This is a genomic window from Phytopseudomonas daroniae (assembly GCF_004327285.1).
GTDB lineage: Bacteria > Pseudomonadota > Gammaproteobacteria > Pseudomonadales > Pseudomonadaceae > Aquipseudomonas > Aquipseudomonas daroniae.
Genome location: NZ_QJUI01000006.1, coordinates 48,934 through 72,014, shown reverse-complemented (window position 1 = coordinate 72,014; position 23,081 = coordinate 48,934). Strand labels below are relative to the sequence as shown.

The 23,081-nt window shown below is 59.5% G+C and carries 19 protein-coding genes and 3 tRNA genes; 7 read left to right on the top strand and 15 right to left on the bottom strand.

Features of this window, described 5'->3' with window-relative positions; all coding sequences use genetic code 11:
• Positions 1 to 70: 70 nt before the first annotated feature.
• The 5 genes from DNK06_RS08155 to DNK06_RS08135 all read right to left on the bottom strand — a co-directional run bounded on the left by DNK06_RS08155 (position 71) and on the right by DNK06_RS08135 (position 7,388).
• Positions 71 to 790, bottom strand: coding sequence for a TorF family putative porin (locus DNK06_RS08155; protein WP_131179532.1), 720 nt, complete (start codon positions 788 to 790; stop codon positions 71 to 73).
• Between the two features lie 617 nt (positions 791 to 1,407).
• Positions 1,408 to 3,738 (bottom strand): FdhF/YdeP family oxidoreductase, encoded by a 2,331-nt coding sequence (locus DNK06_RS08150; RefSeq protein WP_131179531.1) that lies wholly within the window; start codon positions 3,736 to 3,738, stop codon positions 1,408 to 1,410.
• A gap of 2 nt (positions 3,739 to 3,740) precedes the next feature.
• A complete protein-coding gene (fdhD, locus tag DNK06_RS08145; protein WP_131179530.1) occupies positions 3,741 to 4,586 on the bottom strand; it encodes a formate dehydrogenase accessory sulfurtransferase FdhD in 846 nt (281 codons plus the stop codon).
• Positions 4,587 to 4,736: 150 nt separating this feature from the next.
• The gene (locus tag DNK06_RS08140) at positions 4,737 to 5,081 is read right to left on the bottom strand and encodes a PilZ domain-containing protein (RefSeq protein WP_131179529.1); all 345 of its coding nucleotides are present in this window, start codon (positions 5,079 to 5,081) and stop codon (positions 4,737 to 4,739) included.
• A 9-nt stretch (positions 5,082 to 5,090) separates the two neighbouring features.
• Positions 5,091 to 7,388 (bottom strand): DUF1631 domain-containing protein, encoded by a 2,298-nt coding sequence (locus DNK06_RS08135; RefSeq protein WP_131179528.1) that lies wholly within the window; start codon positions 7,386 to 7,388, stop codon positions 5,091 to 5,093.
• Positions 7,389 to 7,597: 209 nt separating this feature from the next.
• Between DNK06_RS08135 and DNK06_RS08130 the strand changes: the two genes are divergently transcribed.
• The 3 genes from DNK06_RS08130 to DNK06_RS08120 all read left to right on the top strand — a co-directional run bounded on the left by DNK06_RS08130 (position 7,598) and on the right by DNK06_RS08120 (position 7,840).
• Positions 7,598 to 7,673: transfer RNA gene (locus DNK06_RS08130), tRNA-Asn, on the top strand.
• A 9-nt stretch (positions 7,674 to 7,682) separates the two neighbouring features.
• Positions 7,683 to 7,759, top strand: a tRNA-Pro gene (locus DNK06_RS08125).
• Positions 7,760 to 7,764: 5 nt separating this feature from the next.
• Positions 7,765 to 7,840 (top strand) — tRNA-Lys (locus DNK06_RS08120).
• 647 nt (positions 7,841 to 8,487) lie between these two features.
• Here the strand turns inward: DNK06_RS08120 and DNK06_RS08115 are convergent.
• The 6 genes from DNK06_RS08115 to pilB form a co-directional block, all read right to left on the bottom strand.
• Positions 8,488 to 9,786 (bottom strand): NAD(P)/FAD-dependent oxidoreductase, encoded by a 1,299-nt coding sequence (locus DNK06_RS08115; RefSeq protein WP_131179527.1) that lies wholly within the window; start codon positions 9,784 to 9,786, stop codon positions 8,488 to 8,490.
• Between the two features lie 891 nt (positions 9,787 to 10,677).
• Complete coding sequence (gene yacG / locus DNK06_RS08110; RefSeq protein WP_131179526.1) at positions 10,678 to 10,878, bottom strand: DNA gyrase inhibitor YacG; 201 nt, start codon at positions 10,876 to 10,878, stop codon at positions 10,678 to 10,680.
• Entirely contained in the window at positions 10,875 to 11,483 is a 609-nt protein-coding gene (gene coaE / locus DNK06_RS08105; RefSeq protein ID WP_131179525.1) for a dephospho-CoA kinase, read from the bottom strand. Before coaE ends, yacG begins: the two co-directional genes overlap by 4 nt.
• 329 nt (positions 11,484 to 11,812) lie before the next feature.
• Entirely contained in the window at positions 11,813 to 12,685 is an 873-nt protein-coding gene (locus DNK06_RS08100; protein WP_131179524.1) for a prepilin peptidase, read from the bottom strand.
• Between the two features lie 2 nt (positions 12,686 to 12,687).
• Positions 12,688 to 13,908 carry a type II secretion system F family protein gene (locus DNK06_RS08095; protein WP_131179523.1) on the bottom strand — a complete coding sequence of 407 codons (1,221 nt, stop codon included), beginning with the start codon at positions 13,906 to 13,908 and terminating at the stop codon, positions 12,688 to 12,690.
• A gap of 2 nt (positions 13,909 to 13,910) precedes the next feature.
• Positions 13,911 to 15,617, bottom strand: a complete 1,707-nt coding sequence (gene pilB, locus DNK06_RS08090) for a type IV-A pilus assembly ATPase PilB (protein ID WP_131179522.1) — start codon at positions 15,615 to 15,617, stop codon at positions 13,911 to 13,913.
• A gap of 260 nt (positions 15,618 to 15,877) precedes the next feature.
• Here pilB and DNK06_RS08085 point away from each other — a divergent pair, with 260 nt between their 5' ends.
• The 3 genes from DNK06_RS08085 to DNK06_RS08075 all read left to right on the top strand — a co-directional run bounded on the left by DNK06_RS08085 (position 15,878) and on the right by DNK06_RS08075 (position 18,573).
• Positions 15,878 to 16,354 carry a pilin gene (locus tag DNK06_RS08085; RefSeq protein WP_131179521.1) on the top strand — a complete coding sequence of 159 codons (477 nt, stop codon included), beginning with the start codon at positions 15,878 to 15,880 and terminating at the stop codon, positions 16,352 to 16,354.
• Between the two features lie 688 nt (positions 16,355 to 17,042).
• Positions 17,043 to 17,618 (top strand): REP-associated tyrosine transposase, encoded by a 576-nt coding sequence (locus DNK06_RS08080; protein WP_131179520.1) that lies wholly within the window; start codon positions 17,043 to 17,045, stop codon positions 17,616 to 17,618.
• A 259-nt stretch (positions 17,619 to 17,877) separates the two neighbouring features.
• On the top strand, positions 17,878 to 18,573 hold the full coding sequence (locus DNK06_RS08075; RefSeq protein ID WP_131179519.1) for a hypothetical protein: 696 nt from the start codon (positions 17,878 to 17,880) through the stop codon (positions 18,571 to 18,573).
• Between the two features lie 132 nt (positions 18,574 to 18,705).
• Here DNK06_RS08075 and DNK06_RS25515 read toward each other — a convergent pair whose 3' ends face one another.
• From DNK06_RS25515 to DNK06_RS08055, 4 genes are all read right to left on the bottom strand, one after another.
• Positions 18,706 to 19,014: a type II toxin-antitoxin system RelE/ParE family toxin gene (locus DNK06_RS25515; RefSeq protein WP_165493705.1), complete on the bottom strand. Its 309-nt coding sequence runs from the start codon at positions 19,012 to 19,014 to the stop codon at positions 18,706 to 18,708.
• The gene (locus tag DNK06_RS08065; protein WP_131179517.1) at positions 19,011 to 19,226 is read right to left on the bottom strand and encodes an addiction module protein; all 216 of its coding nucleotides are present in this window, start codon (positions 19,224 to 19,226) and stop codon (positions 19,011 to 19,013) included. The genes DNK06_RS25515 and DNK06_RS08065 overlap by 4 nt, the downstream gene beginning before the upstream one ends.
• Before the next feature lie 162 nt (positions 19,227 to 19,388).
• A complete protein-coding gene (locus DNK06_RS08060; protein WP_131179516.1) occupies positions 19,389 to 19,691 on the bottom strand; it encodes a type II toxin-antitoxin system RelE/ParE family toxin in 303 nt (100 codons plus the stop codon).
• A gap of 10 nt (positions 19,692 to 19,701) precedes the next feature.
• On the bottom strand, positions 19,702 to 19,959 hold the full coding sequence (locus DNK06_RS08055; RefSeq protein ID WP_131179515.1) for a type II toxin-antitoxin system ParD family antitoxin: 258 nt from the start codon (positions 19,957 to 19,959) through the stop codon (positions 19,702 to 19,704).
• 248 nt (positions 19,960 to 20,207) lie between these two features.
• Between DNK06_RS08055 and DNK06_RS08050 the strand changes: the two genes are divergently transcribed.
• A complete protein-coding gene (locus tag DNK06_RS08050; protein ID WP_131179514.1) occupies positions 20,208 to 22,607 on the top strand; it encodes a glucose/quinate/shikimate family membrane-bound PQQ-dependent dehydrogenase in 2,400 nt (799 codons plus the stop codon).
• Positions 22,608 to 23,081 lie beyond the last annotated feature (474 nt).

Below are 23,081 nucleotides of genomic sequence, written 5' to 3'. Positions count from 1 at the left end.
TACATGAATGAATGTATCTGAATGTGTGTGATGCTGGGCTCGCCCAGGCGGTACGCGTCTGGACATGTATCTAGAACAGCGAGCGGGAGGCCTTGATGGAGAACCAGCCTTCGCACTCGGTGTTATGGCCCGAATACGCCGAGCATGCATCGCCACTCAGGTTGGAGTCCGAATAGGAAAAGTCGAAGTCGATACCTTTCCAGGGCCGTGACAGGCTCAGCGACCAGTCGTTGAACGAGCTGATCTGCTGGCCATCGCTAATCGTCGCCGGATTGTCGAGCAGGTGATTGCCATAACGCACCGTCACCGCCATGCCCAAGGCGTTGATACGACCGAAGTCCGCCAGCAGTGTGCTGTTGATCCGCGTCGGGTCGTTGCTCAGGGAAAGACCGAAGCGGCGCGTGTCGTAGGTCAGGCCGGCGTACAGATCCTGGCTGTCGAGGTGGCTGAAGCCGGGATGACTGTAGCGCATGGTGCCGAGTTCGTAGCCGAGCGTATCGGCGAAATGCTGGCGGTAACCGACATAGCTGTTCAATTCCATGCGGCTGCCCGGGCTGATGCCCAGGTTGGGCGCCCATTGGCCGAGGTACCAGCCACTTGGGTGGCTCAGATCCAGCCCGCCGTGAAAGGCGCCGCCACTCTGCGGCTTGACCAGCCCTTGAGCCATGCTACGGCTTGGCGTGGTACCGAGGTTGAGGGCGTAGTCGCCCAATTCCCGCTCCAGGATCGCCGCCTGGGCATGGATACTCAGCAGAGCTACCCCTAGCAGAGCAGTAGATGGAAAACGCATGGAACTCCCTCCCGTTGCAGGCGAATGACGCCATATGCAGAGCGGCTCTGTTGCGTGGTTCGGCAGGTCATTCACAGGGTGTTGCTCGTCTGGCAGAAGCCCGAAGGGCCACATCGTGGCTTGGGCAGGCAAGGCTACGCGCTTCGATTGAGCACTTGGCTCGGCACGTTAACTGACGCGGGTGACGGCAAAGGGACATCAGTAGGCGTTTTTGCGGACATGCCTGGCAGATTCCGACGAACTGCAATCCGTAGGGGGCTAGGCGCCGCCCCTCGAACGCATGAACGATCCACTCTGCGTGGCACCGTAAACCTACCATGGGCGCAACATCGGTGAATTACGCGTCGCTGATGGGCGGTCGAGATGCGCGATTTCCTGGGTATCGTCGCTGCGCTCCTCGACCCAGGCTACGGGTTGCCGATCCGTAAATCCGTAGGGCGTATTAGCCGAAGGCGTAATCCGCCGCAAGAAAGCGGCATCATCGCGTTCCCAAACAGCAGAACACCCCGTACGAGACGAGGTGTTCAGGCATATCGCATATCAGCGGATACAGCAGGTTCGCGGTAACCGACGGATTACGCTTCGCTCCCCAATCCATCACAGGTGCGTGTGCGCCTTTATGCCACCGACAGAATGCGCGCCGTCTCCTGGGAGGCGTGCAGGCGGATGGCCACGAACTTGGACGTCGGCGTATGGCTGCCCAGTCCCACGCTTTCCAGCGGCACCAGCGGGTTGGCTTCCGGGTAGTAGGCCGCCGCCTGGCCTGCAGGAATGTCGAACGCCAGCAGCGTGAAGCCTACGACCTTGCGCTCGATACCGTCGTCCCACAGCGAGGTGATGTCGACTTTTTGCCCAGGCTTGTAGCCCAGGCGAGTGATGTCGGCCTCGTTGACGAAGAGTACGTCACGCTGGCCACGGACGCCGCGGTAACGGTCGTCGAGGCCATAGATGGTGGTGTTGTACTGATCGTGGGAGCGCATGGTCTGCAGGATCAGATCCGGCGTCTGGCCGCTGTTGCGCACCTGTGCGGGCATCAGATCGGCGAGCAGGGCGTTGGGTTTGAAGTTGGCCTTGCCGGTGGTGGTTTTCCACTGGCGGGCACCGGCCGAGTTGCCCAGGTAGAAACCGCCCGGATGCTGCACGCGGATGTTGAAATCCTGGAAGCCGGGGATGGTGTCGGCGATCAGCTCACGGATGCGGTCGTAGTCGGCGATCATGGCATCCCAGTCCACCGGGTGGTTGCCCAGGGTGGCCTTGGCGATGCCGGCGACGATCGCAGGCTCCGAGCGCATTTCCCTGGACAGCGGCTCCAACTGGCCATTGGAGGCGTGGATCATGCTGAACGAGTCTTCCACGGTCACCGCCTGCGGGCCGGTGGCCTGGTGGTCGATATCGGTACGACCCAGGCACGGCAGGATCAGCGCATCGGTACCTGTGGTCAGGTGACTGCGGTTGAGTTTGGTGCTGATTTGCACGGTCAACTCGCATTTCTGCAGCGCCAGATGGGTGCGCGGGCTGTCCGGCGTCGCCTGGGCGAAGTTGCCTCCGAGGGCGATGAATACCTTGGCCTGACCGTCGACCATCGCGTTGATCGCTTCAACGGTGTTGTGACCGTTATCGCGCGGCACCTTGAACTGGAAGCGCTTCTCGATATTGTCGAGCAGCACCACTGGCGGGCGATCATTGATGCCCATGGTGCGGTCACCCTGCACGTTGCTGTGGCCACGTACCGGGCACAGACCCGCGCCGGGGCGGCCGAGGTTGCCGCGCAGCAGTTGCAGGTTGACGATTTCCTGGATGGTCGCCACCGAGTGCAGGTGTTGGGTGATGCCCATCGCCCAGCACATGATCACCTTCTCGGCGCGGCGATACATCAGCGCCGCCTGTTCGATGTCCGCGAGGGATAGGCCGGACTGCTCGACCAGCGAGTCCCATGAGGTTTCATCGAGCACTGCCAGGTAGGCGTCGACGCCATCGGTATGTTCGGCGATGAAGGCATGGTCGAACACCGGCTTGTCGCCCTTGGCGACCGCCTCGCGCTCCCATTGCAGCAGGAACTTGGCGATGCCACGCAGTGCCGCCATATCGCCGCCCAGCGCAGGGCGGAAGAAGGCGGTATTGAGCGGTTCTGAGCCGTTGGTGAGCATTTCCAGAGCATGTTGCGGGTGCTGGAAGCGCTCCAGGCCACGCTCCTTCAATGGGTTGAAGGCCACCACCTGGGCGCCACGCTTCACTGCTTCACGCAGTGGTTCGAGCATGCGCGGGTGGTTGGTGCCCGGGTTCTGGCCGAGCACGAAAATGGCATCGGCGTGCTCGAAGTCGGCGAAAGTCACGCTGCCCTTGCCGATGCCGACGCTCTGGATCAGCGCGACGCCGCTGGCCTCGTGGCACATGTTCGAGCAGTCGGGAAAGTTGTTGGTGCCGAACGCGCGGACGAACAGCTGATAAAGGAAGGCTGCCTCGTTGCTGGCCCGCCCCGAGGTGTAGAACTCGGCCTGGTTGGGGGTGTCGAGGTTTTTCAGGTGCTTGGCGATCAGGCTGAAAGCGTCGTCCCAGGACGTGGGCACATAGCGGTCGGTGGCTGCGTCGTAACGCATCGGCTCGGTCAGGCGGCCCTGATACTCGAGCCAGTAGTCGCTTTGCTCACGCAGTTGGCTGACGGTGTACTTGGCGAAGAATTTTGCGTCGACACGACGCTTGGTGGCTTCCCAGTTGACCGCCTTGGCGCCGTTCTCGCAGAACTTGATGCGGCCGTCTTCCGGGGAATCGCCCCAGGCACAGCCGGGGCAGTCGAAGCCACCGTTCTGGTTGGTCTTGAGCAGCGCGCGCAGGTTCTTGAACGGCTGTTTGCTGTCCAGCCAGAACTGGGTGACGCTGATCAGCGCGCCCCAACCAGCGGCAGCGCCTTTGTAGGGTTTGTAACGCGGGTTAACGGGTTGCAGGCTCATGGTTATTCTTCTCTTGCAGACGGCGCGGGGCTATAGACCCGGGGCGCGCTGTGGTGGGGCAAATGGATCAGGTTGAGGTTGTGCCGGCGCGCCCATTGCACGGTAAGGGCGGTCGGGGCCGAAAGGCTGACCAGATTGCCGATACCGGCTCTGACCGCCTTGTGAATCAGTTCCAGGCTGCAGCGGCTGGTCACCACCGCGAAGCCTTGGCGAACATCATGGTTTTCGCGCAACAGGGCGCCGATCAGCTTGTCCAGGGCGTTGTGCCGGCCGATGTCTTCACGGCAGGCGCGTATCTCGCCGTTGCCATCGACATACAACGCAGCATGCAAGGCTCCACTGCGACGGGCCAGATCCTGCACGGCGGCGATTCGCTCGCGTAGGCCGATCAGGTGCGCGGCCACAGGCAGTTCAGCCTTGGCCAGCGTCGCCAATTGCGGAAGTGCCTGGTCGAGGGCTTCCACACCGCACAGGCCACAACCGCTGGTACCGGCCAGTTGCCGACGCTGTTGTTTCATCGCCCAGAAGGCGCGGCTGCTGATCTCGACCTCGGCATTGATTGCCGGGCCAAGGTGACGCACACGGATGTCATAAATATCGTCGATGGAGTCGACCACCGCGCTGCTGAGGCTGAAGCCGGCGACGAAGTCTTCCACGGCCGTGGGCGAAACCATCATCACGGCATGGCTGATGCCGTTGTAGCTGATGGCCAGCGCGCTTTCCTGGGCCAGGACGGCGGAGTCAGTGGCTTGCGGGTTGCCAAGCTCCGCATAGGCGTAGCCCTCCGGCTGCGGGGCAGCGGACTCGTTGAAATCAGGAACGGTTGATATCTCGGCTGACCGGGGCACGGCAAGCTCCCCTGCGACGGATTGACACAGAGAAGCCTAGGCGCTTGGGCTATCGGCGTCTAATCGCTGTTGCCAATATGATGATCGACGCCATCTATCGGTTGGGTCGCCCGGGCTCTAAAATCAGGCTTCTGGGCTGGGCTCATGAGGTCAGGGCGATGCCTGGAAGTGCCGTAACAGTGCGTGCAGCGCTTGCGTATTGTGCTGATCGATATCGATGATGCGATAGCCCGCCCAGCATTGCTGATCCGGTTCACCCTCGCGGCTCCACAGGCAATCACCGATAAAACGTAGCTCACCGACACCATTGAGCGGCGTCGAGCAAACCAGTCGGCATTCAACCAACGTATCTTCAGGCTGAGGCGTCGGGCTGCAGAGCATAAGACCATCGCTGGAGATATCAGCGACGCGCCCGAGATAGCGCCCGCTGTGCTGCTCGAACACTTCGAGCAGCGAGGTGGCCTGGTAACGGCTGTGCTGGCGACGATCATCCATAGGTGGATCTCATTGAGTGCGACCGGTGAGCTGCTGTAGAACACGATAAACGGCGGTCAGCGCGCGATCGATCAGGGGCGCGGCGCGATCCGGTTTGCTGAGCCGGGCTGTGCCCAGCTCCATTTCCTGGGCCAGCTGGCTGATCGACCTGACCGCGGCACGCTGACCATTCGGGTCTACGAACATGTAGTTGTGGGTCGTCGGGCTGTACCAGGACAACTTCAGCGTCTGTCGTTTATCACCGTTGATGAATTCGAACCAGGTGCCGAACTCGACCTTCTCCAGTTCACGCATCAGGCGCTGGCCATGCTGCGAAAGCGGGGTGCTGGCCAGGAGCGGATCGAGCAGCGCGGCATCATCTCCCAGCATGGCGCCCAGCTGGCTGGGGCTCGGCGGTAATGTCAGGCCGGAGGCGAGTGCGGGTTGCCCCGCCTGCACGGCGTGCTGGCAGGCGACCAGATCCTGGAGCAGGCGGCGGATGTCGTCCTCGTGATAGCCGCCCAGCAGCATCAGGCCTTTGCGCAGCTCTTCGAGCATCTCGGTGCGCAGGTGCTGCAGCTGATCGCGTTGCGCGGCGTCGAGCCGCATTCCACTCCAGGCCAGTTGCTCGGCTGCTTCGCTGGCGCGCTGCCATTCGTTGCTGGATGAACCATGGCGCAATTGGATGAACACCAGTACGTCGATCCAGGTGCGCTCGAGGAAGTGGCGAATGAGTGGTGGTGGTGAGCGCTTGGCCAGGCTTTGAGCGATCACCTGGGCTGATATATGCCGGGCGCTGAGCAGTTTGTCGCGGCCTTTGGCCGTTTCCACGGCCCGACGTTCCTGGAGATCCACCCGCTGCTTGAGTGTGCCGGTGAACTCGTCGAATTCGTTGAGCAGCTCGTCGAACAGGCGCAGGTCGCCCGTGAAGTTCTGAATCACTTGTTTCACGACCCAGCGCACCTTGGCCAGCAGGCCATGGGCTTCATCCTGCGCGCCATAGAGAACGCCGGCCTTGGCCATGGCGTTGATCAGTTTGCGCGCCGGATGGTGCCGGCGGGTGAACAGGGCTCTGTCCTGCAGTGCCACTTTCAGATAGGGCGTGTGCAGGTGGGAGAGGGCTATCTTGTAGGGCTGCGGCAGGTTGTCGTCATCGAGGATGAAGTCGAACAGCATGCCCACCAGGTCGATGACATCGATTTCTCGATTGCCCAGGCGATGCTGCTGGGGCTCTTTGCTGTGGCTGGCCAACTGTCGCTGCAGGTCGGCCTTCAGCCCGGCGACCTGCAGCGGTTGTTCCAGGCGCTGGGCCAGCTCGATGGCGGATGCTTGCTGCATGCGGTTCAGGGCTGCCAGCAGGTCGGCAGCATCGTAGGTGCGTCTGGCGCCTTCGGGCGCGAAACTGGCCATGCTTGGCGTACCGCTGAACAGCCTGATTGCGGTCTGTTGCTTGCGGTATTCGACGAGCAGGGCGCTGAGGCCGTCGACCAGTTGGTTCAGGTCGGCCGGAGGGGCTGCATCCAGATCGAGCAGCGGGGACTCGTCCTGTATTTCGCTCGGCGGGCTGCTTTGCGGCATCGTCTCGGTTTGCGAGGGCGAGCGTAGCGGTTCCGGTGTGCGTGCGGCGGTGTATTTGAGATTGGGCAGCACACCGGCATCTATCAGCCGCTGATTGAGCGCGTCATAGAGTTTGTCCAGCTCGTGCATGAGTTGTCGATCGAAGAGGCTGTACAGCACCAGCTTGATGCGTAGCGGTAGTCCACTGGGGCCAAGTGCCGTGAGAAATGCCTGGGCAATGGCTTTCGGGGCGATCGGGTTACTGCCTTCCGGCAGCGGCTGGCCGTTATTGAGCAAGGCAAGGCGCTGCTCCAGTGCGAACAGGGCCTGGGCACAGCGGGCCTGAACGCGGCTGGCCATATTGGTCACCTGGAGGATTTCTTCGTAGTCCTCGTTCTGCACCAGCGCCAGATCCTCGGCATTCATATCCGTAGGCGATACCAGGGGGGCAACGAGCTTGCCGTCGAGGAAATCGGCAATGCCCTGGGAGATGCTCAGGTGATAGTGGCGCTCGATCTGCGGGCGCAATTTGCGGATGCTGCGCATGTTGTCGAAGAACAGCGTCTGAACCTGATTGTTCTCTGCTTTCTCTGCGCATTGGAAGAGGGTGTCGTCGACCTGGGCGAACGTGCGCTCCAGGTTGTCCGCCAGATGATTGAGTACCAGCTTGCGGCAGCTCTGCCCCAATTCACTGAAGCGCGGCTGAATGCCTCGGCTTGCCAGTGTGCGCGAACCGTTTTGGGAAGTCGGCGGCGTGCCCTGAGTGGTCATCTGTGATCCTGGGGTGAACCTCACTGTAGTGCCTAAAACAGCGCAGGCATGGGATGAAGGTATAGCAAATGGCCATTGGTTCGCAAAGCATTGTCATAAAAGCAATTTAGGGGGTTGACAGCCGCTCGCGGAACCGTAAAATGGCGCGCCTCTGCAGCGGCAAACGGCGAGAGCCGGAAGCCAGTAACAGAGACTGAAAGAAGCATAGTTCCGCGATAGCTCAGTCGGTAGAGCAAATGACTGTTAATCATTGGGTCCCTGGTTCGAGTCCAGGTCGCGGAGCCAATCTTTCTTCGGGGTGTAGCGCAGTCCGGTAGCGCGCCTGCTTTGGGAGCAGGATGTCAGGAGTTCGAATCCCCTCACCCCGACCATTTTTGGGTCGTTAGCTCAGTTGGTAGAGCAGTTGGCTTTTAACCAATTGGTCGTAGGTTCGAATCCTACACGACCCACCATTTCAAGCCCTGCTTGAGTAAGAAACCCGCCTAGAGCGGGTTTTTTGCTTTCTGGGGATAGGCAGGGTGACGCTTTAAAGGCGTAAGCGGTCGGTGACCTGCGTTGAACCATGGATCACGGCCTTCGGCCCCGGATTACGCCTGCGGCTAATCCAGGCTACATTCGTGCCATGGATCCCGTAGGCTGGATCGGGGCGCGTAGCCTAGCGAAGCGTAATCCGACATTTGGCCGGCACATCCAATACAGGGACGTAGGGTGGATGACGCTCTTTTCATCCACCATCGCGATTGCGGAGCGGTGGACGGATCGGGCCGCGCAGGTGAAGCGTCGTCCACCCTACGGGGTAAGCGTCCGCTCTTGTCTTGATGGTGCCCAACGCCCCCTCAGGATCAATGCAGGGACGTAGGGTGGATCGGGGCGCGTAGCTGACGCTCTTTTCATCCACCATTGCGATTGCGGAGCGGTGGACGGATGAAGCGTCGTCCACCCTACGACAGGCCGCTCTCAGGATTAATGCAGCCGTAGGATGGGTGAAACCCATCAATTGCCGGTGGGTTTCACCGCGTGGCCCGACCTATCCTGCGATCTACGAGAGGCCGCTCCCGCCTTCATGACGCCGAGCATACTGCCCGGCGCCCCCTCAGGATCAATGCAGCTTGAGCCGTGGATCGGTGCTGCGGCCGATGCGGTCGCTGAGCATCAGCAGCAAGGTGCGGAAGCTCCCATAGAGCGCCATCTGGTGCATGCGATACAGCGATATGTAGAACATGCGAGCAAGCCAGCCTTCCAGTTTCACGCTGCCCATCAGATTACCCATCAGGTTGCCAACGGCGCTAAAGCTCGACAGCGAGATCAGAGAGCCGTAGTCCTTGTAGGTGTATGTGGGCAGCGGCTGGTTCTGCAGGCGTAGCGCGAGCGATTTGACCAGCAGCGAGGCTTGCTGGTGAGCGGCCTGCGCGCGTGGCGGCACGTTGCGCTCGCTGCCATCGCCGAGCGGGCAGGCGGCGCAGTCACCGAAAGCGAAGATGTTCTCGTCGCGGGTCGTTTGCAGGGTCGGTGTGACCACCAGCTGATTGATGCGATTGTTTTCCAGACCGTCCAGATCCTTGAGGAATGCTGGTGCGCGGATACCGGCCGCCCACACCTTGAGGCTCGCCGGGATCTGTTCGCCGCTGGCGGTCAGCAAACCGTCGGCAGTGACTTCCTTCACCGCAGCGTTGGTCAGCACGTTCACGCCCAGCTTCTGCAGGGTTTTGTGCACCGGTGCGCTGATGCGTTCCGGCAATGCCGGCAGTACACGCGGCCCTGCTTCGATCAGGGTGATGCGCATGTTCTCGGGGCGAATGCGATCCAGTCCGTAGGCCGCCAGCTGATGGGCCGCGTGGTGCAGTTCGGCGGCCAGCTCCACGCCTGTGGCGCCCGCGCCGACGATGGCGACACTGATCTGGTCGTTATCGCCGTTACCTGCATGGGCGCGCAGGTAATGGCTGAGCATCTTGCGGTGGAAACGCTCGGCTTGTTCGCGGGTGTCGAGGAAGATGCAGTGGTTGGCCGCGCCTTCGGTGCCGAAGTCATTGGTGGTACTGCCGACCGCGATGACCAGGGTGTCGTAGGCGAGTTCGCGTGCTGGCACCAGTTCGCGGTTGTCCTCATCCAGCGTCGCGGCGAGCTGGATGGTCTTGCGTTCGCGATCCAGCCCACTCATGCGGCCGAGCTGGAATTCAAAGTGGTTCCATTTCGCCTGAGCAACGTAGTTCAGCTCGTTCTCCGTAGAGTTCAGCGAGCCGGCCGCCACTTCATGCAGCAGTGGCTTCCAGATGTGGGTCAGGTTGGCATCGGCGAGGGTGATATGGGCCTTGCCGCGCTTGCCCAGTGTTCTTCCCAGGCGGGTAGCGAGTTCCAGGCCGCCGGCACCGCCGCCGACGATTACGATTCGATGGGTCATGGATGCTTCTCACAAGGCTAAGAAATCTGTGGTGAGTCCGGGCGAGCAGAGGCTCATAGCACCAGGCGACTCAGGGGGCACTCAATCAGTTCAGGCCTATTGCCTGAGCGCAGATGATCTGCGGTAGTCGCGTACCGGACGAGCTCCGGTTCCTGTGTGTAGGCATTCTAGATAGGTAGGGTGGATTAGCGAAGCGTAATCCGCCGTTCACCGCGAGCCCATGCAGCTACTGCATACATCCGTGCCTCGCCCTCAGGCGGGGCGTTTTGCTGTTTGGGGATGCGGTGATGCCGCCTTCTTGCGGCGGATTACGCCTTCGGCTAATACGCCCTACGGGTATGCGGATACGCAGGACGGATCGGTAGGATGGATTAGCGAAGCGTAATCCGTCGTTCACCGCGAGGCTGCTGTATCCACTGATATAGCTGAACGCCTTGCCTCGTGCGGGGCGTTCTCAACCTGTCGTCACCCCGATGTGCTCAGCGCTGAGGGTCACGTGGCAAACGTCACGTGGTTATCAGCGAGGTCTCATCGGCTAAACGACAGTAAGGCGGCGGACGGCTTATCAATTCTTGATAAGCAGCTGTCTGGAGGGGCGGTGATGCCGCTTTTTGCGGCGGATTACGCCTTCGGCTAATACGCCCTACGGGTTCGCGGATACGCCGGACAGATCGGTAGGGTGGATTAGCGAAGCGTAATCCGTCGTTCACCGCGAGGCTGTTGTATCCACTGATATAGCTGAACGCCTTGCCCCGGGCGGGGCGTTCTGCTGTCTGGGGGCGGTGATGCCACTTCTTGCGGCGGATTACGCCTTCGGCGAATACGCCCTACGGGTGTCGCGGATACGCAGGACGGATCGAGGCGCGCAGCCTGGCCTATCGTTCGATTCGATCAGTGCTGGCGAGGTGGCAGGTCATCGGAAAACAGGTCGTCTTCCAGCGGGTTTCCCGGGATCGCGTGTTCTTCCGAGGCCCAGGCGCCGAGATCGATCAGCTTGCAACGCTCGGAGCAGAAGGGGCGACTCGGGCTTTGCGGGCCCCATTCCACGGGGGCGTTGCAGGTTGGGCAGGGGACGAGGGTGGGGGTGCTCATGATTGGCCTCCATTCAAGGTCAGGTAAAAGGCATGCAGGCGCTCGACTTCGCTTTTCATCCAGGTCAGGTCGCGGTCGTTGGTCAGCACATCATCGGCATGGCGCAGGCGTTCCGTGCGTGTTGCCTGGACAGCCAGAATGGCCTGCACCTGTTCAACCGACAACTGGTCGCGGCGCATGGTGCGTTCGATTTGCAACTGCTCGGGTACATCGACCACCAGCACGCGTTGCGTCAATTTGTATTGCCCGGACTCGATCAGCAGGGGCGATACCAGAATCGCGTAGGGCGATTGTGCGCGGGCCAGGAACTGCGCAACCTCCTGAGCGATCAGTGGGTGCAGCAGGCTTTCCAGCCAGCGTCTTTGTGTGGGATCTGCGAAGATCCGCTCACGCAGTGCCGGGCGATTCAACTGGCCATCGGCCTGCAAAACCTGCTCGCCAAAATGCTCGACGATAGCCGCCAGCGCAGGACGACCAGGCTCCACGACCCAGCGAGCCGCCTGATCGGCATCGATCAGATCCACACCCAATTCGACGAAGTGCTCAGCAACGGCACTCTTGCCGCTGCCGATACCGCCGGTAAGGCCGAGCGTCCAGGGTTTCATGGTGTGCGCGTGCCCCTTATGGAAAATCAGGGGCGGATTGTAAAGGAGCCACCCGGCGTGTGGCGAATCAGGTCAGGGCGTGAACTGCCGCTCTCATGTAGGAGCGCCGCCCCCTGGCGCGAAACGATTGCAGCCTTACCGCAATATCGGCGTCGTCCATGCCAATCGTCGCGGGGCACGGCTCCTACAGAGTCGCGTGAAACCTTCAACCACCGCAGCTCCGTAGGATGGATTAGCCGAAGGCGTAATCCGTCGTATACCGCGAAACCAGAGGCAATTTTAACTGCACAGGTTGCCCACCAGACATACGGCGGATTACGCCTGCGAGTTTAATTGAACCCGGCGAACTGCAGGTATGTGTCAGTGATCTGCTTGCCCCAGAGCAGCGCGATAAACCCTGCGATGGCCAGGTAAGGGCCGAAGGGAATCGGGGTACTGGTGTTCGCATCGCGCAAGCGCAGCATGATCACACCCAGCACGGCGCCGACCAGGGAAGAGAGCAGAATGGTCAGCGGCAGAATCTGCCAGCCGCCCCAGGCGCCAAGCATGGCCAGCAGCTTGAAGTCGCCATAACCCATACCTTCCTTGCCAGTGACCAGCTTGAACAGCCAGAACACCGACCACAGGCTGAGGTAGCCAGCGACCGCGCCCCACAAGGCATCCTCAAGGTTGGTGAACAGGCCGAAGTGGTTGGCGATCAAGCCCAGCCACAAAAGCGGCAGCACCAGGGAGTCCGGTAATAGCTGGTGGTCGGCATCGATCAGGCTCATGGCCAGCAGCCCCCAGGCCAGCACCAGCATGCTTACAGTCTGCCAGCCGAAACCGAAATGCCAGGCGATATAGGCCGACAGCAGTCCGCAGCTCAGCTCGACCAGCGGGTAGCGCAGGCTGATCTTCGCTTTGCAGCCAGAGCATTTGCCGCGCAGAAAGAGGTAGCTGATAACCGGGATATTTTCCCAGGGGCGAATCTCGTGCTTGCAGTGGGGGCAACTGGAGTGGGGCAGTACGAGGTTGTAGGGTTCGCCCTCGGGTTCAGCCGGCAGTTCCAGCACTTCCCGTGCTTGAGTGCGCCAGTCGCGGTGCATCATCTTGGGCAGGCGGTGGATCACGACGTTAAGAAAGCTGCCGACCAGCAAGCCAAGTACCAACGCGCAGAAAACAAAGGCCGGCGTATTGCCGGCCAGAAAGTCGATTACGGTCATATTTAAACGACGTTGCCCAGCTGGAAGATTGGCAGGTACATGGCGATGATCAGGCCGCCGACCAGTACGCCGAGCACGGACATGATCAAAGGCTCCATCAAAGCAGTAAGGCCATCGACGGCATTGTCTACTTCCGCCTCGTAGTAGCTGGCCACCTTGTCGAGCATGGTATCCAGTGCGCCAGATTCTTCGCCGATGGCAGTCATCTGTACGGCCATTGCTGGAAAGGTATTGGTGGAGCGCATGGAGAAGTTCAATTGCATACCGCTGGTAACGTCCTGCTTGACCTTGTTAACGGCATTGCGGAACACCACGTTGCCTGTCGCGCCGGCGACCGAATCCAGTGCCTCGACCAAGGGCACACCGGCGGAAAAAGTGGTAGACAGCGTACGGGCGTAGCGTGCGACCGATGATTTGTAGACGATATTGCCAACAATCGGCGCCTTGAGCACGGTGCGATCCAAGCCGTCCCGAAATTTTTCGGAGCGCCGATGCGCCTGCACAAATGCATAACCTGAGGCCACGAGTGCAATCAGGAAGATAAACCACCATTCCTGAAGCCCTTCAGATATACCGACCACGAATAGAGTAAATGCAGGCAAGTCTGCGCCGAAGCTCGAGAAGACACTCTGAAACTGTGGCACCACTTTTATTAGCAGAATACAGGAAACTATTATCGCGACTGCAATCACCGCAATCGGGTAGTTCATGGCCTTTTTGATCTTGGCCTTCAGGGCCTCGGTTTTTTCCTTATAGGTCGCGACCCGATCCAGCAGCGTCTCCAGAGCCCCCGACTGTTCGCCGGCTTCCACCAGGTTGCAAAACAGGTCATCAAAATATTGAGGCTTGGTGCGCAGCGCCGCGGCGAAGCTATTACCTGCCGCCACATGCTGCTTAATGTCATCGACCAGCTTGCGCATATTCGGATTTTCCAAGCCGTCAGCGATGATATCGAAGGACTGCAGCAGCGGTACGCCGGCCTTCATCATGGTCGCCATCTGCCGAGCGAACAGGGCGATATCCATGGGCTTGATCTTCTTGCCGCCGCCAAACAGCGAGATGCCCTTCTTGCGCACTTTGGTCGGGTTGATGCCCTGCTTGCGTAGATGCGCCTTGATCAGCGCAGGATTCTGCCCATTGAGCTCGCCCTTGACCACGGAGCCTTTTCGATCCTTGCCTTCCCAGACGAACGTGCTGGTCTTCGCTGCTTTTGCTGCTGCCATGGTTAATCCTTGGTCACGCGGTTGACTTCCTCGAGGCTGGTCACGCCTTGCATGGCCTTCAGCAAGGCCGAGGTACGCAGGTCGTTGAAGCCGTCTTTACGCATTTGCGTGGCAATATCGATGGAGTTGCCTTCCTCCATGATAATCCGCTGCAGGTTCGGCGTGTTTTTAACCACTTCATAAATACCGACACGGCCTTTGTAACCGCCTTTGCAATTTTCGCAGCCAACCGGGCCATAAAGCTTGAAGGTGCCAAGCCTGTTTTCGGGGAAACCTTCCTCCAGCAACGCCTCGTTAGGAATCGCTACTTCCTTCTTGCAGCTATTACAAAGCTTGCGCGCCAGGCGCTGGGCGATGATCAGGTTGACCGAGGTGGCGATATTGAAGGAGGGCACGCCCATATTGCGCAAACGCGTCAGCGTTTCTGCCGCGCTGTTGGTGTGCAGGGTGGACATCACCATATGCCCGGTTTGCGCCGCCTTGATCGCGATGGAGGCAGTGTCCAGGTCGCGAATCTCGCCGACCATGATGATGTCCGGATCCTGGCGCAGGAAAGCGCGCAGGGCCTGGGTGAAATCCATGCCCTGTTTGGGGTTGACGTTGACCTGGTTGATGCCCTCCAGGTTGATCTCCACCGGGTCTTCCGCAGTGGAGATATTCACATCCGCGGTATTGAGAATATTCAGGCCGGTATAAAGAGATACGGTTTTGCCCGACCCTGTCGGGCCGGTGACCAGGATCATTCCCTGCGGTTGTTTGAGCGCCGCCAGGTAAAGATCCTTCTGGCTTTCCTCATAACCCAGCGCATCGATACCCATCTGCGCGCTGGCAGAGTCGAGAATTCGCATCACGATCTTCTCGCCCCACAGGGTCGGCAGGGTATTGACCCGGAAATCGATGGCCTTGCTCTTGGAAATTTTCATCTTGATGCGGCCATCCTGCGGCTTGCGCCGCTCGGAGATATCCAGGCCGGCCATCACCTTCAGGCGTGCAGCGATACGCGGCGCCAGTTGGATGGGCGGGCGTGCCGTCTCATGCAGGATGCCGTCGGTACGAAAGCGTACCCGGTAGGCTTTTTCATAGGGCTCGAAGTGCAGGTCGGACGAGCCGCCCTTGATCGCATCGAGCAGCATCTTGTTGACGAAGCGCACCACCGGCGCATCGTCGGCATCCTGGCCGCTGCCATCATTGATCTTCTTGTCATCATCGACGGATTCGGTTTCCAGGCCATCCAGGTCGACATCGCCCAAATCCTCCAGGCCGCTATGGCCGGTATCGAAGAATTTGTCGATGGCCTCGCCCAGCTTGTCGTCTTCTACCAGCAGTGCCTCGGTGGAAAGGCCGGTGCTGAACTGAATATCCGTAACCGCTTGGTGATTGGAGGGGTCGGAGATACCAACGAATAGCTTATTGCCACGCCGCCACAAAGGCAGCGTCCGGTGTTGGCGCACCAGCTTTTCGCTGACCAGATCCTTGGGCTGACTTTCCTTGTCCAGGGCGCTGAGGTCGAAATAGGCGACGCCGAACTGCTCGGCCGCCAGTTCAACCAGGGCGCGACTCTTTACCAGTTTGTTCTGTGCCAGATAGGTGACCAGCGACAACTTATTGCGCTTGGCCTGCGCTTGCGCTTGCTGAGCGGCCTTCTCGTCCAGCAGCTCAGCCAGTACCACCTGCTTGGCCAAGCCGGAAAGGGGAATATTGTCGCTCATGGGCACCTCACATATATCGAATGGGTGCGTTATAACGCAGATGGCAGGGGCTGCCAAACGGTCAGCATTGTGGTGACGAAAAACGTCACAAGGTGCGGAGAAGTGCGGTCTGGGCGTTTCGCATTATTGACGTACAGGGTTCCGTTTTGTGAGGTGGCTTGCAGTTTTCATTGTATTTGCAAGGTCGGGCCGTATTGGCACGCCTCCTGCTTGATCTCCAACAGGCTTGTCTGCCTGACACTTAATAAATGGAGAGTTATATGAAAGCTCAATTGCAAAAGGGTTTTACCCTTATCGAACTGATGATCGTGGTTGCGATCATCGGTATTCTGGCGGCTATCGCTATCCCTCAGTATCAGACTTATGTGGCTAAATCGCAGGTTCAGCGCGCTGTTGCTGAGGCTGGTGCGATCAAAACTGCTGTTGAAGCCTGCATCCTGGAAGGCAAGCTCACGGTTGGTATCGCCGCAGGCAACTGCGATCCTCAAGCCACTGGTTCGAGTATCTTGACTGGTGCTACTCAAGGTACTGCTATTCCGGCAAACACTGGTGTACCGCAGGTAACCATCCCAAATACCGGCTTAGCTACTATTGTGGCTACCTTTGGTAATCAGGCTGCTGTGGCTTTGAGTTCTGGTCCTGGTACTGTTACTTGGACTCGTGATGCAAATGGTTCGTGGTCCTGTCAGGCAGCGGCTATTGATACCAAGTACACTGCTACTGGTTGCCCGCTATAATTGCTGTATGGTGGATGACTTTGTAACTCGGTAAGACGGATTAACTCCGTAGGATGGATTAGCGAAGCGTAATCCGTCGTTTACCGCGAACCGGCTGCATCCGCTGATATACCAGAACGCCTCGCCTTCGTGCGGGGCGTTCTGCTGTCCGGGGTTTGCGTTGTTGCGAATCTTGCGGCGGATTACGCCTTCGGCTAACACGGTAAGGCGGATTCATATCCGTAAGATGGATTAGCCGAAGGCGTAATCCGTCGTTTACCGCGAACCTGCTGCATCCGCGATATACCAGAACGCCTCGCCTTCGCGCGGGGAGTTTTGCTGTCCGGGATTTGCATTGTTGCGAATCTTGCGGCGGATTACGCCTTCGGCTAATACGCCCTACGGGTTTGGACGAACCCCGGTAGTGATCAGGGATATTCCTGGCGGGCGTGCATCGCGGTATGACGGATAACCGTAGCCTGGATTAGCCGCAGGCGTAATCCGTCGTTTACCGCGAACCTGCTGTAGCCGCTGATACACCTGAGCGCTTCGCTTTCGTGCGAGGCGTTTTGCTGTCCGGGGTTTGCGTTGTTGCGAATCATGCGGCGGATTACGCCTTCGGCTAATACGCCCTACGGGTTTGCGTCGCCGGGGGGATGTTTGGATCGCTGGTCTATGCTTCGCTTTTTCATGGGAAAAGGTGGCATGGATGCCAAACTATCGTCGTGTCTTTGTGCCTGGGGCAACTTGGTTCTTTACGGTCAACCTGCTGGAGCGCCGGGGTAACGATTTGCTGGTGAAGCATATCGACCTGCTCCGTGATTCGGTGCGCAAGGTTCATCATCAGCATCCATTCGTGATCGATGCGTGGGTGGTATTGCCGGATCATATGCACTGCGTCTGGACGTTGCCGCCTAGTGATACGGATTATCCGCTGCGCTGGCGACTGATCAAAACCTTCTTCTGCCGTGGCTTACCGGTGGGCGAGCACCGATCCTTGGTTCGTTTCCGGCGTGGCGAGCGGGGTATCTGGCAGCGGCGCTACTGGGAGCATCAGATTCGTGACGATGAAGATTTTCGTCGGCATGTCGATTACGTCTATGTGAACCCACTCAAGCATGGCTTGGCGCGGCGAGTACGAGACTGGCCCTATTCGAGCTTTCATCGCGACGTGGGTGCAGGGCTCTACCCGCTGGATTGGGCGGGCGATGCCGGATTGGTGAGCACGACAGGGCGGCAAGACAGATCAATTTCGTTGGATGGATCGCGGTGCGCAACTTCGTAGGATGGATTAGCGAAGCGTAATCCGTCGTTTACCGCGAACCGGCTGTATCCGCTGATACACCCGAACGCCTCGCCTTCGCCGGGGCGTTCTGCTGTCCGGGCTCTTCGTTGTGACGGATATCGTTCGGCGGATTACGCCGCAGATAATCCGGCGAATAGTTCTGGTTATATGATTTGATGACCTCCGGCGGTTACTCAGGGACGGAGAGGTTTCGTAACGCTGCCCGTCGGATCAATCTCAATTTACCTCGAGCGTATATATGCAACCCAGCAGCAACCCATTCATCACTATCCTGGCTGACATTGAGCAGGAAGACAGAAAGCTGATTAAGCAGAAACGCGACGGTGAAAAATCCACCTCGGCCTATCGTGTTGGGTTCTGGGTGTTTTGGGGCGGTTTTGTCGGTTCGCTAGCGGTTTCGCTGGTATTGGCTTTCTTCGCCTGGTGGGCGCCAAGCTTGGCAAAGGCAAGCATAGTACTGTTGTTGCTTTCTTATGGGATCATCCTTGTTTACCCACTACTTGGTGCTTGGCTATATCGCAGCGAAATAGGAGCTATCTATCGTGCGCCGTTCGCCAGTTTCCTGATTGCCAATATGGTACGGCCGCTTCAGGTGGATGAAGCCCATCTAAAGCAGCTCGTAGGGTTACCGAAAACCGACCTACAACTGGGTATCTCAGCGCTGAAAAACAACCGCAAGGATCTGGCCCAGCGCATAGCGCTGGTAGTTGGGCCGGCCGAGAAAGTCGGTGTGTTCCCCGGTGTTCTGGCGATGTTCGTGACGCTCAAGCAGTTGGAAGGGCAACCAGATTGGGTTCTGGCCATTGCCTACGCCACTCCCGTGTTCTTCGTCATAGCGGTAATCGCACACCATCTCTGCGCTCGCCAGGATCGCATGATCGCACTCGCAGAGTTGGCGCTCTCCCATCAATGCGGTAAGGCGGATAACTCCTAACGCGGTGAGGCGGGTCAACCTCATAACGCGTAATCCGTCGTTTACCGCGAATCGACCGTATCCGCTGATACACCTGAGCGCCTCGCCTTCGTGCGGGGTGTGTTGTGCTTCGGGGTACGGTGATGCCGCTTTCTACGGACTGTCGGTTATGCCTGGCCACCGTTCAGGAGAGCGCCGGTGGTGTATACAGGCAAGCACGGATACTCGCTTGTTCTCTAGTACTTCGAAATGCAAGGCATAAGGGAAGCGGCGTAGCAGTATTCGTCTGAAACGGTCCCGACTGGATGGAAAGCTCTCGGGAGAGCGTTGCAAGCGCTCTGTTGCCGAGGCTACGGCGCGAAGAAACTCCCCACCCAGTCCGTAGGAGCGTTCTTCATACCACTCGAAGGCCGCGACTATTTCGGCCTGGGCCGGCGCCTCGTATATAACGCTCCAGCTCACAGGCGAATGCCAAGGCCTTGTGCAATCTGTGCCAGGGTCTTGCCTTGAGTCGGATTCTGCTCGCGCCAGCGGGCACGTCGCTCGAGCTCGTCCAGTATTTCTGGTGCTGTCTCGGGCTGGGTCTCGGTCGCGAACCGATCCCATAGGTCTTCCGCCAGTTGCAGACGCTCGAATTTGCCCAATTGCTCTATTTGCTCATGTGTAATGCTCATGGCTAGCTCCCGCTGGACTTGGGTCGATGTTAGCCGCCAACCCGGGAAGACGACAACCATGGTATGGCGGATCATCTCACGTACGCGGTAAGGCGGATTCATATTTGTAGGATGGATCGGGGGGGCGCAGCCTAATCCACCCTGCGATTCTGCGAATTTCACCTAGCGGTCGAGATGATGTTGTGGATCCTGGCGCTGGTGAAGGATGCGTGACACTTCCAATTGTTGGTCTCGCAGGCGATAAAAGATCACATGGCTGCCAAGGGGTAGGCTGCGCATGCCAGGTAGCAGTTCATCGCGCTCAATGCCCATTCTGGGTTGGCTAAGTAGATTCCAGAGTTGCTCTTTGAGTGCGTCGAGATAGGTCGATGCCCGAGTTGTGCCCCAACTGCTGGAGCCATAGGCATGGATGTATTTCAGGTCATCTCGCGCAAGCGGTGAGATGGCCAGGGTATAGGTCGTCATCCGTGATCCGTTACCCCTTGATCTCTTCGAACAGGCGATTCAATGTCGTGCGAGATTCGATGGCGATGCCGGTATTGCGATCCAGTTGCTCGTTACCTGCCTGCAACTGCCCGCGCAGGTGCGCAACTTTGAGTTCGTGAACCCAATCTGCATGAGTTTCCATAAAGCGCAGAGCTTCGCGGATGACTTCGCTGGCATTGTTATAAAGCCCACTTTCAACCTTGGCCTTGATGCGAGACTCGAGTTCCGGGGTAAGAGAAACGTGCATGTGCTTCACCGTAGGGATGGTGTCGTGGTGAGGATGGAAGTCTCTACAATCTTTGTCAATCTTTGATCGCGGTATGACGGGGCCGTGGGGCGGGGCGAACCTGAAAATTCTCGGCGAAGATCTCCTGGCGATCCTAGGCTGGTAAATAAAGCTGATATTTCCCCTCTCTCAACTGGCTGCTGTTGAGCCTTTGTTTCTGAAGGTTTTGTCGGCGCTTGTTGTGAAATGAACCGACCGGAGAGAGCCCCATGAGCATCGAATATGGCCGTCGGCCCCTACGGATCACCCTGACTGCAGTGGCGATGCTGGTGCTGGGTGTGGTGATGGCCGTAGGCGGGGGTTATCTCGCGATACTGGGGGGCTCCTGGTATTACCTTGTGGCAGGCATTGGGCTGTTGGTGGTGGCCGGCTTGTTGATCGCTCGGCGCCGGGCGGCTATTGGGTTGTACGGCGCGTTGCTGCTTGGAACCTTGATCTGGACGGTTTATGAAGTCCGCTTCGACTGGTGGCAGTTGGCGCCGCGGATCGATCTCTGGTGCATTCTGGGCCTTTGGCTGATTCTGCCTTTCGTCAATCGTCATGTAAGCGATCAGCGAGTCTGGCGTGACGGGGCCAGCGGGATTCTGGGGCTTGGTGTATTGGCCGGTGCGTTGATGGCGGGCTACTCGCTGACTCAGGATTACCACTCCATCAAGGGCGAATTCAGCGACGCGCAGATGCAAGGCCTGGATCCACAAGGGCAGGCCGAACGATCGCAGAGCGAATGGCCCGCCTACGGCGGTTCCAGGCAGGGTGATCGTTACTCGACGGCTGATCTGATCACCCCAGAGAACGCCGGCAAGCTGGAAAAAGCATGGGAATTCCACACGGGGGATCTGCCGGGGCCGGGCGATCCCAACGAGCTGACCAACCAGGTCACCCCGCTGAAAGTCGGCGACAACCTGTTTATCTGTACGCCCCATAGCATGGCGATCGCTCTGGATGCGGACACGGGGGAAGAGCGCTGGCGCTTCGATCCCAGCATCAATCGCGATGCCGAGTATTACCAGCACATGACCTGCCGCGGCCTTGCCTATCATGATGGCGGCCGATCCGCCGCGACGGCCACTGCGGCGGATCAACCAGCGGCGCGCTGCGAGCGTCGTCTGTTCCTGCCAACCAACGACGGCACCCTGATCGCGCTGGATGTCGGGGATGGCAAACCGTGCGAGGACTTCGGCGATGGTGGCATGGTCGATCTTAAGGTCGGTCTGGGTGATGATGCGCTGGGCGTCTACCTGCCTACCTCGCCGCCGGTGGTTACCGACAAGCTGGTGATCGTGGGGGGCTCCATTACCGATAACGGTTCGGTGGATTCTCCCGGTGGCGTAATCCGTGCCTACGACGTGCGAACCGGCGAGCTGGTGTGGAATTTCGATCCGGGTAACCCCGACGCCACCGAGCCGCTTGCGCCGGGAGACACCTACGTGCGCAGCACGCCCAACTCCTGGACGATCGCCACGGCTGACGAAGCGCTGGGGCTGGTCTACATCCCCACTGGCAATCAGACTCCGGATCAATGGTCGATCCCGCGTACCGAGTTGGCTGAGCGCTTCACCGCCGCCCTGGTCGCGCTGGATCTGGCGACCGGCAAGGTGCGCTGGGAATTCAGAACCGTGCACCATGACCTCTGGGATCGCGACTTGCCGTCTCAGCCGACGCTGGTCGATATCGACGGGGCGCAAGGCAAGGTGCCGGCGATCATCCAGCCGACCAAGCGCGGCGATCTCTATGTGCTCGACCGCCGCACCGGCGAGCCCATCGTGCCGGTAAATGAATTCCCGGTTCCCCAGGGCACCGACTATGGCGACACCACGGCGCCCACTCAACCGGCCTCGGCGCTCAGCTATGCGCCTGAGGAGCCGCTGCACGAGCGGGACATGTGGGGTGGCACGCCGCTGGATCAGATGATGTGCCGTATCCAGTTCCGCAAGCTGCGTTACGAAGGTGATTTCACGCCGCCTTCGCAGCAGGGTTCGCTGATCTATCCGGGCAACGTCGGCACCTTCAACTGGCCGTCGGTGGCGGTCGACCCGAGTCGGCAACTGCTGTTCGGGGCGCCGAACTATCTGGCGTTCATCTCGCAGATGGTCAAGCGTAGCGAGGTCGATGCCGAAGAACGCCGCGGCGGTGGTGAAACCGGCCTGCAGCCTAATCTAGGCGCGCCGTATATGGTGCGCCTGGGGCCTTTCCTGTCGGTACTCGGCTTGCCATGCCAGGCGCCGCCATGGGGCTATGTGACGGCTGTCGATCTGCGCACCATGAAGAAAGTCTGGATGCACAAGAACGGTACCAGTCGCGACAGTGCGCCGCTGGGGCTTGCGTTCCCGGTCGGCACGCCAGCGCTGGGTGGCCCGATCGTCACCGCGGGTGGCGTGGCATTCATGAGCGGCTCTCTGGACTATTACCTGCGCGCCTATGACCTGCAGACCGGCAAGGAACTCTGGAAGGGGCGTCTGCCAGCTGGCGGGCAGGCCACGCCCATGACCTATGTCTCGGAGAAGTCCGGCAAACAGTTCGTCGTGCAGATGGCCGGCGGGCATGGCTCGTTCGGCACCAAAATCGGTGACTCGGTAACGGCCTGGACGTTGGCAGAGGATAAGCAGTAAGCGATGGCGAGGTTTGAAGGAGTCGTGCGTATCGCTGGCGCTCCTTTCATCCCGTATCGCGGCCCAAAGGTGGATGGATAAAGCGCCATCCACCCTACGCTCTGGCTTGCGAAATCAAAGGGCGCCTGACAGGACGCTACAAGGCGGTAGCGGACGAACGTAGGATGGGTGAAACCACCAGTTGCCATGGGTTTCACCCATCCTACGGGCTATCAGATAGAGATTTCCTAGTGGGCAGTAAGGCAGAAGCGGCCGTTCGTGGACGACGCTTGCCTACGCGGCCCGACCCGTCCACCTCTCCGCAATCGCAATGGTGGACAAAAAGAGCGTTGTCCACCCTACGTCCGCTTGCGCCTCTTTGCAGCCCGTAGGATGGGTGAAACCCATCAATTGCCGATGGGTTGCACCCATCCTATGTATGGACTCGCCTTTACCTGTCAACCCGCTTTGAACAGAGAAACCCGGTTGCATCTA